General features: G+C 52.6%; 19 protein-coding genes. 9 read left to right on the top strand and 10 right to left on the bottom strand.

All coding sequences use genetic code 11. From position 1 onward, the window contains the following. Window positions 1-43: 43 nt before the first annotated feature. On the bottom strand, window positions 44-2,026 hold the full coding sequence (locus tag B4N58_RS15490; RefSeq protein ID WP_291750629.1) for a peptidase U32 family protein: 1,983 nt from the start codon (window positions 2,024-2,026) through the stop codon (window positions 44-46). A 116-nt stretch (window positions 2,027-2,142) separates the two neighbouring features. On the opposite strand from B4N58_RS15490, the gene msrA reads away from it, so the two are divergent. Together msrA and B4N58_RS15480 are read left to right on the top strand one after the other, a co-directional pair. Continuing rightward, window positions 2,143-2,751 carry a peptide-methionine (S)-S-oxide reductase MsrA gene (gene msrA, locus B4N58_RS15485; RefSeq protein ID WP_291750628.1) on the top strand — a complete coding sequence of 203 codons (609 nt, stop codon included), beginning with the start codon at window positions 2,143-2,145 and terminating at the stop codon, window positions 2,749-2,751. A 79-nt stretch (window positions 2,752-2,830) separates the two neighbouring features. Beyond that, window positions 2,831-4,786, top strand: a complete 1,956-nt coding sequence (locus B4N58_RS15480) for a hypothetical protein (protein WP_291750627.1) — start codon at window positions 2,831-2,833, stop codon at window positions 4,784-4,786. On the opposite strand, the gene B4N58_RS15475 is transcribed toward B4N58_RS15480, so the two are convergent. Then, a complete protein-coding gene (locus B4N58_RS15475; RefSeq protein ID WP_040512261.1) occupies window positions 4,718-5,590 on the bottom strand; it encodes an AEC family transporter in 873 nt (290 codons plus the stop codon). The genes B4N58_RS15480 and B4N58_RS15475 overlap by 69 nt on opposite strands. A gap of 51 nt (window positions 5,591-5,641) precedes the next feature. Continuing rightward, entirely contained in the window at window positions 5,642-6,553 is a 912-nt protein-coding gene (locus B4N58_RS15470) for a LysR family transcriptional regulator (protein ID WP_291750626.1), read from the bottom strand. Between the two features lie 107 nt (window positions 6,554-6,660). Here B4N58_RS15470 and B4N58_RS15465 point away from each other — a divergent pair, with 107 nt between their 5' ends. Next, on the top strand, window positions 6,661-7,008 hold the full coding sequence (locus B4N58_RS15465) for an HPF/RaiA family ribosome-associated protein (RefSeq protein ID WP_291750625.1): 348 nt from the start codon (window positions 6,661-6,663) through the stop codon (window positions 7,006-7,008). Further along, window positions 7,005-7,883, top strand: a complete 879-nt coding sequence (htpX, locus tag B4N58_RS15460) for a protease HtpX (RefSeq protein WP_291750624.1) — start codon at window positions 7,005-7,007, stop codon at window positions 7,881-7,883. The genes B4N58_RS15465 and htpX overlap by 4 nt, the downstream gene beginning before the upstream one ends. 99 nt (window positions 7,884-7,982) lie before the next feature. On the opposite strand, the gene B4N58_RS15455 is transcribed toward htpX, so the two are convergent. The 5 genes from B4N58_RS15455 to B4N58_RS15435 form a co-directional block, all read right to left on the bottom strand. Further along, window positions 7,983-8,330, bottom strand: a complete 348-nt coding sequence (locus tag B4N58_RS15455; protein WP_008248163.1) for a type II toxin-antitoxin system PemK/MazF family toxin — start codon at window positions 8,328-8,330, stop codon at window positions 7,983-7,985. Beyond that, the gene (locus B4N58_RS15450; protein ID WP_040512262.1) at window positions 8,330-8,575 is read right to left on the bottom strand and encodes an AbrB/MazE/SpoVT family DNA-binding domain-containing protein; all 246 of its coding nucleotides are present in this window, start codon (window positions 8,573-8,575) and stop codon (window positions 8,330-8,332) included. Before B4N58_RS15450 ends, B4N58_RS15455 begins: the two co-directional genes overlap by 1 nt. 165 nt (window positions 8,576-8,740) lie before the next feature. Continuing rightward, window positions 8,741-9,259, bottom strand: coding sequence for an NlpC/P60 family protein (locus B4N58_RS15445; RefSeq protein WP_008248165.1), 519 nt, complete (start codon window positions 9,257-9,259; stop codon window positions 8,741-8,743). Further along, window positions 9,252-9,599, bottom strand: coding sequence for a DUF4870 family protein (locus B4N58_RS15440; protein ID WP_291750623.1), 348 nt, complete (start codon window positions 9,597-9,599; stop codon window positions 9,252-9,254). Before B4N58_RS15440 ends, B4N58_RS15445 begins: the two co-directional genes overlap by 8 nt. A gap of 107 nt (window positions 9,600-9,706) precedes the next feature. Continuing rightward, complete coding sequence (locus B4N58_RS15435) at window positions 9,707-10,114, bottom strand: heme-binding protein (RefSeq protein ID WP_008248170.1); 408 nt, start codon at window positions 10,112-10,114, stop codon at window positions 9,707-9,709. Between the two features lie 216 nt (window positions 10,115-10,330). On the opposite strand from B4N58_RS15435, the gene B4N58_RS15430 reads away from it, so the two are divergent. The 4 genes from B4N58_RS15430 (at window position 10,331) to B4N58_RS15415 (ending at window position 13,197) form a co-directional block, all read left to right on the top strand. Continuing rightward, a complete protein-coding gene (locus tag B4N58_RS15430; protein WP_291750622.1) occupies window positions 10,331-10,978 on the top strand; it encodes a DUF4384 domain-containing protein in 648 nt (215 codons plus the stop codon). 71 nt (window positions 10,979-11,049) lie between these two features. Then, the gene (locus tag B4N58_RS15425) at window positions 11,050-12,057 is read left to right on the top strand and encodes a putative solute-binding protein (protein ID WP_291750621.1); all 1,008 of its coding nucleotides are present in this window, start codon (window positions 11,050-11,052) and stop codon (window positions 12,055-12,057) included. 83 nt (window positions 12,058-12,140) lie between these two features. Then, entirely contained in the window at window positions 12,141-12,611 is a 471-nt protein-coding gene (locus tag B4N58_RS15420; protein ID WP_291750620.1) for a DM13 domain-containing protein, read from the top strand. A gap of 187 nt (window positions 12,612-12,798) precedes the next feature. Beyond that, entirely contained in the window at window positions 12,799-13,197 is a 399-nt protein-coding gene (locus tag B4N58_RS15415) for a hypothetical protein (RefSeq protein ID WP_291750619.1), read from the top strand. Here B4N58_RS15415 and lipA read toward each other — a convergent pair. Beyond that, window positions 13,124-14,107 carry a lipoyl synthase gene (gene lipA, locus B4N58_RS15410; protein WP_008248225.1) on the bottom strand — a complete coding sequence of 328 codons (984 nt, stop codon included), beginning with the start codon at window positions 14,105-14,107 and terminating at the stop codon, window positions 13,124-13,126. The genes B4N58_RS15415 and lipA overlap by 74 nt on opposite strands. A 41-nt stretch (window positions 14,108-14,148) precedes the next feature. Further along, on the bottom strand, window positions 14,149-14,844 hold the full coding sequence (lipB, locus tag B4N58_RS15405) for a lipoyl(octanoyl) transferase LipB (protein ID WP_291750618.1): 696 nt from the start codon (window positions 14,842-14,844) through the stop codon (window positions 14,149-14,151). 45 nt (window positions 14,845-14,889) lie between these two features. On the opposite strand from lipB, the gene B4N58_RS15400 reads away from it, so the two are divergent. Then, the gene (locus B4N58_RS15400) at window positions 14,890-15,549 is read left to right on the top strand and encodes a GNAT family N-acetyltransferase (RefSeq protein WP_291750617.1); all 660 of its coding nucleotides are present in this window, start codon (window positions 14,890-14,892) and stop codon (window positions 15,547-15,549) included.

Raw genomic sequence — 15,549 nt, 5'->3', positions numbered from 1 at the left:
CCCGTGAAATCGAATATCACGGCACGGAAACGTGGCTAAAAGCTTACGCCGGCTTGCGCTTCATGAAAGTAATTGGCACCACCGACGGGGGTGGGCTGTTGAAAATGTCTTTGCGCATTTTACCCATGATGTGCATTTCGCAGGGTTTGCAATCGAATTTCAGGGTGTACTTTTGATCACCATTGACCAAGACCATGGGCTCAGCCTTCACCTGCCCCTGAACGCCTTTTACACCTTTAGCCTGTTTTGGGCACAAATTAAAAGAAAATCGCAGACAATGCTTGGTGATCATGACAGGAACCTCACCAGCTTCCTCATGAGCCTCATACGCGGCGGCAATCATCTGCACACCATGTTTTTTGTAAAATTCACGCGCTTTGTCGTTGTAAACATTGGCCAGAAAGCTCAGCGACTTTTCCGGGTAGTCCACATAAGGCTGCACTGGCTCTTTGCGAGCCGGGCGTTGCCAGGCAGCCACGCGGGCTGCATTCAAAGCCTCAATTGCTTCTCTGCGCATGCCATTCAAGGCACTGGCAGGCACAAACCAGGGCTGGCTTAGGTGTACGTTCAGCCCCAAAGCGGAATAATCAGTGCCGCCCAACTTGGCCAAGTGGGTTTTAATGCTTTCAACTGCCGTGTCGGCCTGCTTGGCCATTTCCAGATTCATTTCAAGCTGCGTGGTGGTGGCAATGCCATCTTCATCGGTCAGGCTCAGTTGCAAGCCCTTCAACACATTGCCTTCCATCCTCTCGGTCAGCGTTAGCCACAAGCCAATTCGGCGTTCGGCACTTTCCTTGGTCAGCGCCATGTCCCAGGCGTGGTCGCGGTTGCGGTGCATGGGCAAGCCCGCTTTCAGGCCACCGTAGCTGTTGATTGGGTCTTTGGGAAACACGCGGTACACCGCTTGTCCTTCTCCCTTGTTGTGCAACTTCTCTGCGCGGTTCACATGCAAACCCACCACTTCCCGCTTACGCATGAAGTTCAAGCCATCGCCGTTGTTCAGTTCGTCGCTGGTTTGTATGTCAATGCTTTTGTCGTTTACAGCCACCACATGGCCAATGGGTTGGCCAATGAACTTAGGTGAATCAAATGCACCAATGTCAATTTTCCGGCCGCTGGCAAAGTAATCGGTTGAGCCACGGTGAAAGTTGCGGTCGGGGTCGGGCCTGAAATAATGGCGGGTGTTGCCGCTGGAAGCGCGGGTGAACTCACCACGCTGCTCCATGATCTCGTCCAGCAAAATACGGTAGTGGGCCGTGATGTTTTTCACATAGGCCATGTCTTTGTAGCGGCCTTCAATCTTGAAAGAACGCACACCCGCGTCAATCAAATGTTCCAGGTTGCCGCTTTGGTTGTTGTCCTTCATCGACAGCAAATGCTTGTCAAAGGCCACCACAGCGCCACTTTGGTCAGTCAAGGTGTAAGGCAAGCGGCAAGCCTGCGAACAATCGCCACGGTTGGCACTGCGACCTGTCTCAGCATGGCTGATATAACACTGCCCCGAAAACGCCACGCACAACGCACCGTGAATGAAATACTCAATGGTGGCGCTGTCGCCCACCGCCGCATGCACTGCCGTAATTTCGTCAACAGTCAATTCACGCGCAAGCACCAACTGCGAAAAGCCGCTGTCTGCCAAGAACTTCGCTTTCTCAACGGTGCGAATGTCACACTGCGTGCTGGCATGCAGTTGAATGGGTGGCAAATCCATTTCAAGCAAACCCATGTCCTGAATAATCAGCGCGTCCACGCCTGCGTCATACAACTGCCACACCAGCTTGCGGGCTTCTTCCAGCTCGGCATCGTGAAGAATGGTGTTAATGGTCGTAAAAATACGCGCGTGGTAGCGGTGGGCAAATTCCACCAGCTTCGCAATATCGGCCACCGAATTGGCCGCATTGGCCCGTGCACCAAACACCGGCCCGCCCAGATAAACCGCGTCTGCACCGTGCAGAATCGCCTGGCGACCAATTTCAACGTCGCGTGCGGGGGCTAGCAATTCCAACTCGTGTGGCAACAAACTCATGATTTCACTGATTTTTCTGGCAAAGGGTGAACATTATTTCAAAAAGCCAGTCTGATTGAAAGCAAAACCGTGGTTGGCACCACAATCAGTTTGAATGTTGCACAAGGAGTACTTGCATGGCTTGGGTGGTTTGGTCGCGTAACACTGCAACTTTGTTGTTGGGGATTTCAGGCCTTTTACCCCAGGCACACGCCCAAAAACTGGAGCAGGCCATATTCGCAGGCGGCTGCTTTTGGTGCATGGAAGAAGTATTCGAGAAAATCAGAGGCGTGAAATCGGTTGAGTCGGGTTACACAGGCGGACGCACTTCCTCCCCCACCTACGAGCAGGTCAGCCAGGGCAACACTGGCCATGTAGAAGTGGTGCGGGTGCAATACGACCCTCAGCAAATCAGCTACGGCAACCTGTTGAAAGCCTTTTGGACCAATATTGACCCCACCGTTGAAAACCGGCAATTTTGCGATGTAGGCGAACAATACCGGTCGGCCATTTTTTACCTGAATGAGCAGCAGCACCGCGAGGCCAAACAAAGCAAAGAACAACTGTTGGGCACCGGAAAATTCAAAACCGTTTACACCACGGTTGAGGCCGCCCACACCTTCTACGTGGCCGAAGAATATCACCAAGATTTTTACCGCAAAAACCCCTTGCGGTATCGGTATTACAAAACCACCTGTGGCCGCGAAAACCGCTTGAACGAGGTATGGGGCTATACACCCAAATAACAACACCTAGAACAGCAATTCCATTAAAAACAGTCACATCCGGCTACACTTCACCCCAAATTCACTCTAAGCGACCGTGATGAAGCGTCAAGCACGCCTGTTGGCAACCCTCGCATTGGCTGTATTCACCGTGTGCACAGCCCCCAGCGCGTGGGCCAATAACCTGGAGAAAGTTCAGGACTGGCGTATTGCGCTTCCCAACACCTGGCAGCCCACTGAACAGGCTTTGGTGCAGGTGCGCAACAGCCGGTTGGCTTTGGCCAACAACATCCAGTTTGATATTCAAACCTTACACGGCACAGTTGCTGCCACACAGCCCAACACCCCTGTTTCACTCGAAAACCTGGCGGCCTACCAAGTGAACGTAGAACATGCACAACTTCGAATTGCCGACAACGTGTTGCAGGCACTTGTGCAAGCCGAGCTTGAGGCCAGCGAAGCACCGTTGAGAATCAAGCAAGTCACTACGCAAACCGACGGCATACTGATTACCGGCGACATCAAAAGGTTGGGCCTGTGGATTCCATTCACCATGGAAGGCACACCCACCGTGGCCAATGCAGGGGAAATTACCCTCACCCCGCGCACCCTGAAAGTGGCTGGTGTTCCCCTGTACAAAGCCTTGCTGGCCACTAATATTCAGTTGCAATCGCTGATCGACATGAAGTCCAAAGCTGTCGCTTTGCAAGGCCAAGCCATGGTGCTTCGGCTTGATCAAGTGGTGCCCGCCCCCAAACTTTCTTTTGAACTGAACGACGTGCAGTTGGGGCAAGGTGAAGTGATTGTTTTGTTGGGCAAGGCCAACCCAGCACCCCTCTTTTTTTGCAAAGCCGATTGCCCAGTCAATTTTGTGTACACCCACGGTGGTGAATTGCGTGCCGCAGGCATGGTGCTGGCGGGCCAACCCACTTTGGTCACCGGAATCAGCAATGGCAGTTTGCCCATTGCCCTGCACGATCTTAACAGCCTGATCAACACCAGCACCGTTCAGCTTCGCACCGACGGCGCCCTGTGGATGAGCGCTCAGGAAGGTTTGCTGAACCCAGCTGAAATGGCTTTGCTCAACACAGGCGAAGCTGCAATTGCCCAGCTTGAAGCAATGAACACCAGGCAAGAGGCCGTAACCCTGGCTGTACACCATGCCACGCTGTTGTCGAGGGAAGGGATCGAGCTGCGCGTTGAAAAGCTGTTGGCCAGCACCGATTCAACAGACCTTGGCCAACTACCCACAGCTGCACAAACCGTGCATGTGGGGGAAATTTCACTGGGCGAAACAGCATTGAACACGCTGATGAACAAAGCCTTGTTCAACTTCGAAGGCAGCCCGATTCGCAAAGTCAACACCAGCATTGGCGAGCCTCACTTGCAGCTTTCCCTGCAGGTAAAGCCTGAAATTTTTGGCATTCCATTGTTCTGGTTGCCTGCCAAACTCAGCGGCCCACTGCTTATTTCCAACGACCAGCAGCACCTTGAATTCACGCCCGCAGAAGTGCGCATGTTTGGTGTATCAGTAATGCCACTGATTGATTACGCAGGTTTGAAACTTGGCAGCTTTATAAAAATTGATGAAGCCGCCGTAAAGCTACAAGGGAACACCATACGGATTGCCCTGGGCAGCGCACTACCCCCACTGCAATTAAGCACCGAGTTGCGCGCCATTAAAACCGTACTGCGTTCGCCACTGGGGCCTTACGTACAAGTGCATGTGGGCACATTGCCTACCAATAAAATTGGCGAAATTTACAACACCATGGAAATGCTGCCACTGGGCCTGTGGATGAAAACACCAGAATTCACGGCCTTGGGCATGCGCACTGGGCCCACGCTGGGCCATGTTTACAATGACCCCCGCAAAGAAAGGCTGGTCATCGACCTGGCCCAATACCCCGACTTGCTGGCCAATGCCACCCTGCGACTGCCCAAAACTGAACGGGTGTGGGTTAGCATGCCCAGCCCGGGCAACGGGTCACAGTACCCAATACAAGGCCATCGGCACGAAGATCAGACTCATCAGGTTCCCCATCATCACCAGTGAAGCCACTCGCTGGGGCTGAAGGCCGTATTTTTCAGCAAACACAAAACTGAGCACCGCCGGCGGCAGGGCACCGAACACAATCAGCATCGCCGTGTGTTCGGGGCTTAGGGGCAGCAGCCACACGCACAGCGCCGCGAATATAAGGCCAGTCAAAGGGCACAGTACGCCACCAATCACACCCAGCTTCACATCCGAAAAGTCGGCTTGGGTTAAGCGAACCCCCAACGAAAACAACAGCAATGGAATGGACACATCGCCCACCATGTCGATCGCAAAATACAGGGGCGCCCACACTTCAATTTTCAGTACGCTGACCAGCAAACCTGCAATCGACGCGGCAATTACAGGCTCTTTCCACAACATTAAAATACGGGCATTGGGACTCATCATCCAGGTGCCCAGCGAGTAGTGCAGCGTGTTGCCCACCAAAAACAACATTACCGCAGCGGGCAAGGCTTCCTCGCCAAAAGCGAGAATGGCCAGCGGCAAACCCATATTGCCAGAGTTGTTGAACATCATGGGGGGCACGAAAATTCGGCTTTCAATGCCCAACAAACGGCCAATTGGCCAAGCCAGCAAACCCGAGCCCAACACCACAATGGCACCGCCCACAGCCAGCAGCCAATACGACTCAATTTCAAACGACTTGCTGGCCAAGGCCGAGAACACCAGCGCCGGCACAAAAATTTCCATGTTCAGCTGATTGGCAAACTTCATGTCGGGGTTTTTCACCCGCCCGTACCAATACCCAAGGGCCACTACCGCAAACACTGGAAAAATAACCGCAACAATGCGCAAGAACATAGAAAACCGTACGGGTAAGTGACAGGGAAGGTCGCAGTGTACTGCAAGCGATTAATCGGGGCGATTCGGGTTTGTATTGGTGCCTTGGCCAAACAGCAACTTCAAGGCCGGGTGGCTCAAGTTGCGCGGGTGTGTGAATGCAAAAAAATCTTCAACCACGCCTTGTGCATCGCCCATGTGCACCACAGTGTGGTCGCGCACCACGTCTTCGATCAGCAGGGCGGGCACCGCAAACAAACCCAAACCCGCCCGGCCAAAAGTTTCCAGCAAGGCCAGGTCGTCAAATTCACCCACCACGGTTACTTCAACACCCACGCTTTCAAGCCAGTGTTCAAGCTTCAGTCGCAACACGTTGTTGCGCGATGGCATCAGGAAAGGTGCGTGTTGCAGGCTGTGCGGAAAGTTCTTCTCGTACTTTTGTTTCAAGTTGGGGCTCGCAAAAATTCGCACCGGATAGGTTAGAAGTTTGGCCACCTGCAGGTGTGCCGTACCCTGGCCACCGGGGCGCTCGGCCAACACCACGTCGACGCTGTGTTGTACCAACTCAGAACAAAGCGCCTCGAACCTGCCCTCGTGGCACACCAGCCGCACAGGCCGCTGCATGCCTAAAATTGGCTCAATCATGTGAAACGACACGGTTTTGGGCAGCGCATCGGCAATGCCCACCGACAAGCGCAGTGTGTAATCCAGTTGTTCATCGCCCAGGCTTTCAGCCATTTGCTCGCCCAACTGAAAAATTTGATCGGCATAGCGAAGGGCAATTCGCCCGGCCTCGGTCAACCCCAAACCCCGCCCCACCGGCTGAAACAAAGCCCGCCCCAAGGTTTGTTCCAACTGGGTAATTTGGCTGGAAAGCGTTTGCGCGCGCAGCCCAAGTCGCTCGGCCGCCGCAGTCAGGCTACCCGTGTTGGCCACCATCCAGAAATAGCGCAGGTGGTGAAAGTTCAAGTCGGTAAGTTTCATTAACCCTTCGATTTATTCGAATATTTACTAAGCAATTGTTCCATTTATTCTTACATTGAACCGGCGTACACTTCAACTGTCTATTTCCCCGAAAGGAGGACGCACCCATGAAAACTGAAATTGTGGCTCGGCATCCCGAGATCGATGAAACCCTGCGCAGGTACGTACTACGCCGTGTGCGCTCGGCCATCAATCGACTTTCGACCCAGATTAAAAACATCACCGTGAAGCTGGACCGGCATTCTGCACAGCAGGCCGACCAGCGCAACTGTGTAATTGAAATTCGTATCGATGGGCAAGAAGCCCCATTGATCGTAGACAGCGCCGGGCCGCATTGGCTTAGCGCAATTGACAAAGCGGTTGAATCAGCAGCACGTGCTGTTCGCCGCCAACTGAAACACACCCTTCACCAGGTGACCCCCTTGCAATTGTTGAAAGGACAACACGCATCATGAAACGCATTGTTTTATTTTTAGCCACCAACGTCGCCATCATGGTGGTACTGGGCATAACCGTGCATGTGCTGGGCTTGAACCAGTTCATGGCCGGGGGTCAGCTTAACCTGACCATGCTGCTGGCATTCAGTGCTGTACTGGGCTTTGGTGGTTCATTCATCAGCCTGTTGATCAGCAAAAAAGTAGCCAAGTGGAGCACCGGCGCACAGGTGATTGAAACACCGCGCAACCCCACCGAGCAGTGGTTGGTTGGCACCGTGCAGCGCTTTGCCGACAAAGCCGGTATTGCCATGCCGGAAGTGGCCATTTACGAAGGTGCACCCAACGCATTTGCCACCGGCCCCAGCAAAAGCAATTCACTGGTGGCGGTTAGCACCGGCTTGCTGCAAAGCATGAGCCGCGAAGAAGCCGAAGCCGTATTGGCGCACGAGGTGGCGCACATTGCCAACGGCGACATGGTCACGCTCACGCTGATTCAAGGCGTGGTGAACACCTTCGTGTTTTTCCTGGCCCGCGTGGTGGGCTTTATGGTGGATCAGTTTTTGCGCAAAGACGATTCCGAATCGAGCGGCACGGGCATGGGTTACTTCATCACGGTCATCGTGATGGAAATTACGCTGGGTATTTTGGCTTCCATCATCGTGATGTATTTCTCGCGTCAGCGTGAATTCCGCGCCGACTCGGGTGCCGCATGGTTGATGGGCAACAAGCAACCCATGATTTCCGCCCTGAAGCGTTTGGGTGGCATGCAGGCGGGTGAACTGCCTTCGAACATGGCTGCATCAGGTATTTCAGGCAAGGGCGGCGTGATGGCCTTGTTCAGCAGCCACCCACCCATTGAGCAGCGCATTGAGGCACTGGCCCAGCAGCGATAAACCGGCGTTGTATTTAGTAATAAAAAAAACCCGCCGAAGTTTGGCGGGTTTTTTTGAATAAGACACGAATGACTAAAATTTAAAAAGCTTTGGTGAGCGTCATTCAAATAGGATGGCCTCGATTCTGGCCAAGGCCTCGTCTACGATGTACTGCGGAACCGTTTCTTTAAGACGCACATTCCGCGATCGCCAGTCTAGTGATTTCAATTGATGGCAATGCACTGCGCCCTGAGTGTCGATGCCAGCACCCATCAAAGTGACGACCGTCCCGTAAGTCCGAGCGGCAGCAGCAGCCCCTTGAGAAATTGGGCAAATCATCGCCAAACCCTGCTGATTAAATACTTTTCCGCTTAGAACAAGGCCAAAATGTGGGCCTTTCATCTCTCGACCAGATGACGGATCGAAATCAAGGTGCACGATATCGCCGCGGTTTGGCATATACGCCATTAGCCGTTCTCCAACCCAATCGAGGGCATTTCATCCCAGCCTTCGGCAAGCGGCAACCCTTCCGGCATTTCAGCCATGAGATCAGCCAGTTTGTAACGTGGACGGGTCGGTGCTTCAACTGTCATTGTCTTGCCCAGAAGATGCAATTCCACCTGAGAACCCTCGCCCAAACCATTCTGCTCAATAAACGCCTTGGGCACGGTCATCACGAGCGAGCCCCCGGCTCTGCGAAGAGTTTGAAGCATAGTTACCTCCATCACTTAAGAATCCTATTTTAGTATAACAATATGTTTTATTCAAGTAGGATAATATTCGATCGCTGTTGGTGGTCTTTGACCTGTTCTGTGACAAACAGTATGTACGGTTTACATCAGGCCTTTTGCGTGCAAATAATGAATTTGCTGAGTAATTCACATCACCCTGCGCACCTTCCAGAAAGTTTTGCGCCAATACAAATCATCTAGCCTGCTGATGGTGACACCTACCTTGGTTGATGCGTGCAGAAACTTGCCATCGCCCAAGTAAAAGCCAACATGCTTGGTGGTGTAGCCCGTTCGGAAAAATACAAGGTCGCCCACCTGCATCGAATCGCGGTCGACTTCTGCACCCATATTGACTTGTTGGGTAGTGCTGCGCGGCGCAGTAATGTCGAAATGAGTCGACAAGGTTTGTTGAACAAAGGCTGAACAATCGATGCCCGCTTTTGAATTGCCTCCCAATTTATAAGGTGTGCCGCGCCACTCGCGAAACTGGGCCAACAAAGCTTTTTGCACGGCAGGTTTTTCTGTTTCAAAGCCGGTAAAAACGGTGCCGTCTTCAAGCACCACAGCGTCAGCATCACCCTCTTGCAAACCAGCACAGGCCTGCAACAACACCAGCAAGCAAACGCCAGCAAGCCGGCCCAATACAACCCCAGCTTGATTAAACAACCGCTTTCCTTTCGCTAAAACGGAGCAAACCCTTCACGAAGCGGTAAAGCAACCACACACTTAAAACGCCGTAAACAATAAAGCCCACGCCAAACACCATGGTGACCATGGCCACCACGAACCAGAACATGCCGATCCAGAAGGTTGAAATAAGCCAGTCGTAATGGCTGTAATAAATGGTGCCGGTTGCTTCACCCCGCTTCACGTAACAAATAATGAGAGCGATCAGGATTGGAATAAAGGCCGTGAATATACCCACAGCGCCCAACACGTACGCCACCAAAACGATGGTGCGGTTGGACTCCTCCTGATTGGGAACCGGATTAGGTTGATAGCTCATAGCGCTCCAGAATCGGTAATTACCGTTCCATTTTAGACGAGCGTACGGACATAAAAAAACCCCGAGGCCAATGCCCGGGGTTTTCTGAAGAGCTCAAATAGCAACTATTACAGCTTCAGTGCTGCAATACCGGCGCGAGCCACTTGCGCATCTTGATCTGATTTAACGCCAGAAACACCCACAGCGCCCACCACCTGGCCATCGACCACAATGGTTACGCCGCCTTCCAGCAGGCCGTCTACGTAAGGAGCGGTTACAAAGGCAGTGCGGCCGTTGTTGATCACGTCTTCAAGAATTTTGGTGTCTTTGCGGGCCATGGCCGCAGACTTGGCCTTGGAAGGGCCAATGTGTGCGCTCATGGGTGGTGCGCCGTCCAGGCGGATCAGACCCAGCAAGTGTCCGCCGTCGTCTGCCACGGCAATGGTTACAGCCCAGCTGTTGGCTTCGGCTTCCGCGCGGGCAGCTGTCAAAATTGCTTGAACGTCGTCGGCAGACAACATCGGTTTGGTTTTCATGTACTTGCTCCAATTCGGTTAAAAATGTCAAACCGAAGTATGCGGCAGACTCCCTGTGGTGGCTACACAGGAAGTCCCTAATGCAACATTATCAGGGTGCGCAGTTTAGGCCTGAGTCCTCTGCATCACAAGTGGCCGGCTTTGTTGCACCACCCCCAACCGGAAACACGTCCAAAACGATCTCACTTAATAAGGCCGATGAAGCTTTGGGGCCCAGTGATTGTTGCTACGATTGCAGTTACGGCTCTAGTTGCGACATTCAACTTTGACCCAAATGTTCAACTCATGGAGGAAAAAGCTGACACCACGAAAACAACTGTTGTTCAAACAGATGGGGCCTCGGCTGAACCAATACCAATCAGTCCAGAGCTGACCAACAACTTGGATGCGTCGTTTCAAGCTGTAATCGACAGAGCCGACAGCGCACTGAATATCGAAATTGAACAAACCGTGCTTAAAATTGGTGTGGACTTGTTGCGTTTTCAAATTCAGTCCCAAGAGTCAGGTTTCGTGGCAGTGTATGTTCGTGGTAGCGACAAGTCGCTGATTCAATTACTTCCAAATGCACGTGTACCGGTATTGTCGATAGGAGCCAATAAGCCCCTGCAATTACCTCCGAATAATGAACCCATTCAAGCTGCAGGCCCTGCCGGTGAAAATCAGTTTCTAGTGGTGGTAACAGAGCAGCCGCGTAACTACGAGCACTTGAACTTTCAGGACCACTACGGATTCGGCTTAATTCAGGCTGATCAAGGAAAAGCTGGATCGCCAATTCATGCACTCGAAGGAATTAGCCCGTGCGCCAATGGTAGTTGCATTGATCGACTGGCTGCAGCTTGGTTCTCATTAGATGCGGTGGATTAATTCTTCTGTAGAATGAAATCTCCCAAAGGGCTGAAACATTACAAAAAAAGCCCAAAATTACCGGAGACGACATGAACACCATCAAAGCTGCAGCACTCGTATTGCTGGGCGCAAGCCTGGTTGCACCCCTTCAAGCCAACGCAGCAACCACCAAGATGTGTATTTTTGACATCGCCGGGCGCAGCGGCCCTGCCTTTGCACAGGCGAAAGACTACGCAGTGGCCGCCAAGGCCTGGGGTGCCAATATTGAGCTGGAAGCGTATGTGGATGAACGCCTTGCAGCCGAAGATTTCAAAACCGGCAAATGCGATGCGGCAGCCATTTCAACTTTGCGTGGCAGGCAATTCAACAAGTTTGTGGGCAGTATCGATTCCATTGGCGCGGTGCCCACTTACAAGCACCTGCGCACGGTGATCGACCTCATGAGCAGCCCAAAGCTGAATGACAAAATGACTTCGGGCCTGTTTGAAGTGGCCGGCATTTTGCCGATTGGCGCAGCGTATGTGATGGTAAACGACAGGGCCATTAATTCAGTTGAAAAAGCAGCGGGCAAAAAAATTGCGGTGCTGGACTATGACAAGTCGCAAGCAAAAATGGTGCAGCAACTGGGTGCGCAGCCAGTATCAAGTGAAGTGATCAACTTCGGTACGAAGTTCAACAATGGGCAGGTGGACATTATTGCCGCACCTGCAATCGCTTACCAACCGCTGGAACTGTACAAAGGCATTGGAACCAAAGGTGGCATTTATCGCTTTCCACTGGTGCAGCTAACCGCGAATATTCTGATTCGCAAAGACAAGTTTCCCGAAGGTTACGGGCAAAAGTCGCGCGAGTGGATTCAAAAGCAGTTTGACCGTGCCATTGCCTTGGTGGACACCTCTGAAAAAGGTGTACCTGCCGCAGCCTGGCTGGATATTCCCGAGGGCGACCGCGCCAAGTACGATGTGCTGATGCGGGAATCAAGAATCCAGATGACTGCTGAGGGATTCTACGACCCTGAAATGATGAAAATTTTGAAGCGTATTCGTTGCCGGCTCGATGGCAGCCTGGGCGAGTGTGCCGACAAGCGGGAACTGTAAGCCAGAATTATTCAACAGCGCGTGCAACGTTTTGAGCCCAGGGAGCGAACTGAGAAGTTCACACCCTGACGGCTCGAAACACCATGAAAAAACTTCTCCTCTTGATTACCCACGCTGGCGCGCTAATTGTTGGTGTTGCGCTGGGTATTTATTTACTCCCCATTCTTGTAGAGCCTGAAAGCCCGGGCGCTGAAGCCATTACGGCGTCGCAAAGCGGGGCGCTGTTCTCGACAGAATTCAAACGCGATTTGAAAGGTAGCGACTTTTTACATTGGGGAGAAGGCCGCTTAACCTTGTCTGCAAGCCAGGCCGTGTTCGAAGGTGAGCTTTCACCGGGGCCCGATTATTACTTGTACCTGGTACCAAAATTTGTGGAAGACGAAGCGGGTTTTTTGGAGATCAAAAGCCAATCCCTGCAAGTGGGTTCTGTAAAAACCTTCGGCGGATTCATTCTCGACCTTCCGCCAAATATTGATTTGCAAAATTACAGCGCGGCTGTTGTGTGGTGTGAACGCTTCGGAGAATTTATCAGCGCCGGGCAGTTTCGCAATTAACTGAACAAAAAGCAGGTGAATAGGTACACCGTTTACGTGACAAATATGCTCAGATAATCACGTTCTTGGTGCTTTTACTGATGCATCGCAGCAAACCCTCTATGGACTGAAATTGCAAGACGCCTGACAATGCGAGTCCGCGCAACGAGGCGCGGAGATTGGCAATATTCAGGTGGTGGGGTGTACGGTGAGTGAGGCCGAAATTGACAAACTGGAAGCTCAGTTGCTGGCCAAGCGACAAGCCAAACAGATCAGTGTATCGATCACTTTGGGTTTGATGACCATTGTTTTTCTGGACTCAATTTACATTTTGAGTACCGTGCTGCACGCCATAGAAGGCACAGAAATTTTTCTGTACCTGCTGATATTCACCGTGTTCGCGGTGGGCGGCGCTTTTGCTTTGGGCACCCTGGCTCGTTATGCGTTCATTCGGCACCTGAAACGGGTGCAGGCCGACATTCACCGAATTGAATTGAAGCGAATTTTAAAACGCAGGCACGGCGAGCGGTGTGTTAGACCAAACCATGCGCTTGTTCATCTGCATGGTATGAGCTGCGAACCATTGCCCCAACGGCTGCGTGCGTAAAGCCCATTTCGTAGGCTTTCTCTTCAAACATTTTGAACACATCGGGGTGCACATAGCGGCGCACCGGCAGGTGGTGTCCAGAAGGTGCCAGGTATTGACCAATCGTGATCATGTCCACTTGGTGCTCGCGCATGTCGCGCATCACTTGCAAAATTTCTTCATCTGTTTCGCCAAGCCCCACCATGATGCCGCTTTTGGTGGGCGTGTTGGGGTGGGCTTTCTTGAATTCTTGCAGCAGTTTCAGCGAGTGTTTGTAGTCTGAGCCGGGTCGGGCTTCTTTGTACAGGCGCTCGGTGGTTTCCAGGTTGTGGTTCATCACGTCGGGCGGGGCTGCATTCAAAATACCCAAGGCACGGTCCAGGCGGCCACGGAAGTCGGGCACCAAAATTTCAATTTTGGTGTTGGGCGACAATTCACGGGTTTTTTCAATACAGGCCACAAAGTGACCAGCGCCACCATCGCGCAGGTCGTCACGGTCTACGCTGGTAATTACCACGTAGTTCAAACGCAGGGCAGCAATGGTTTTTGCCAAATTCAGGGGTTCGTTTTCGTCCAGCGGATCAGGGCGGCCATGGCCCACATCGCAGAAGGGGCAACGGCGTGTGCACTTGTCGCCCATGATCATGAAGGTGGCGGTGCCTTTGCCAAAGCACTCACCAATGTTGGGGCAAGAGGCTTCCTCGCACACGGTGTGCAGTTTGTGCTCGCGCAGAATTTCTTTGATTTCGTAGAAACGGGTAGACGGTGAACCGGCTTTCACCCGGATCCAGCTGGGTTTTTTCAACTGCTCAACAGGCACAATCTTGATGGGAATTCGGGCGGTTTTTGCAGCCGCTTTTTGCTTGACGGTCGGATCGCTGACTGCGCTCAGTTCTTTGGCCACAGCGGACTTTTCATTGATCTCGGACACGTTTTTTGCTCCCTGGCCGTTGGGTGATGTGGGCCATGTGTTTACTTTGCCACCGCGGATCGCGCAGCTTCAAGGTGTTGAATCAGGTATTTCATCAGATGCATTTGCATCTCAGCTTGTGAAATTTTAACACCAATCGCGGCCAAGTCCACTGTTTCCAAACCCGCGTAACCACAAGGGTTAATGTGCAGAAAGGGCTTTAAATCCATGGCTACATTCAGCGACAGACCGTGATAACTACACCCCTTGCGGATCTTGATGCCCAAGGCGGCAATTTTAGCCAGGCTGCCATGGTGCATGGTGTACACGCCAGGGGCGTTTGGCTTGCGTTGGGCATCCGCCACACCCACCTGTACCAGGGCGTCGATAATGCTTTGCTCAAGCAATTGGACGTACTCGCGCACCTTTAAACCGAAGCGGCGAAGGTCCAGAAGTGGATAAATCACAATTTGCCCAGGGCCGTGGTAGGTGATTTGCCCACCTCGATCGGTGTTCACCAAGGGTATGTTGCTGCGTTGCAACATGTGCGCAGGGTCGCCGGCAAGGCCCAAAGTGAATACTGCGGGGTGTTCACAAATCCAGATCTCGTCGCTATCCTGCTCTGAGCGGGCGTCTGTGAAATTTCGCATGGCCTCCCAGGTGGGCAAATAGTCCACCAAACCCAATTCGCGAATTTGAAGAGGTACTCCAACTTGCGGGGTGTTGGGTTGCGGCTTGCTTTCTTGTTGGTGGATCATGTAAGCATATTTCCGATTTTTCACAATTTTGCAGTCGAGTTCATCATGTCGTCAGAGCCCATTGAATGGTTTGATATTCCCAGCGTCTTGGGGCGCAGGGCTGCGTCCATTCTGGGCCTGTCCAAAGTTCCTATTGTGGAGCTGGATGATTCACACCGCCCTTTAATTCTTGCACACTTGCTGGCCCTGGATGAGACTGACCGCCGTTTGCGCTTTAGTTATGCGCTGGGGGATGCCGCAATTGCGAAGTACACCGGCAGCATTGATTTTGAGCGGGATTCAGTGTTTGGCATTTTCGGGCGTGACGATGTGTTGCTGGGCGTGGTGCATTTGGCCGAACTGAACCAGCCCAAAGACAGCACAGCGCCAAAGGGCGCAGAACTGGGGCTGTCGCTGGATGCCAATATGCGCGGGCATGGCCTGGGTACGCTGCTGTTTCAAAGGGCTTTGCGCAGAGCACGCAATGAAGGCATTGAAATGCTGTTTATTTACACGCTGATGGACAATGAGGCCATGCTGCGCATTGCACACAAGCTGAACATGCGCGTAAGCAACGCCGACGGCCAGTGCGAGGCCCACTTGCGGGTGGAACCTGCCAGTACCAGTTCAATGGTGCGCGAATTTGTAGATGAACATTTGGCTGACATCGACCATCTGTTCAAAAACTCGCTGGGGCAATTCAGGAAGTGGGCTGAGGAGTTTTAA

Source organism: Limnobacter sp. UBA3528, from assembly GCF_002377005.1.
GTDB lineage: Bacteria > Pseudomonadota > Gammaproteobacteria > Burkholderiales > Burkholderiaceae_B > Limnobacter.
The sequence above is the reverse complement of the archived record's forward strand: the minus strand, read 5'-3'. Positions and strand labels throughout refer to the sequence as shown.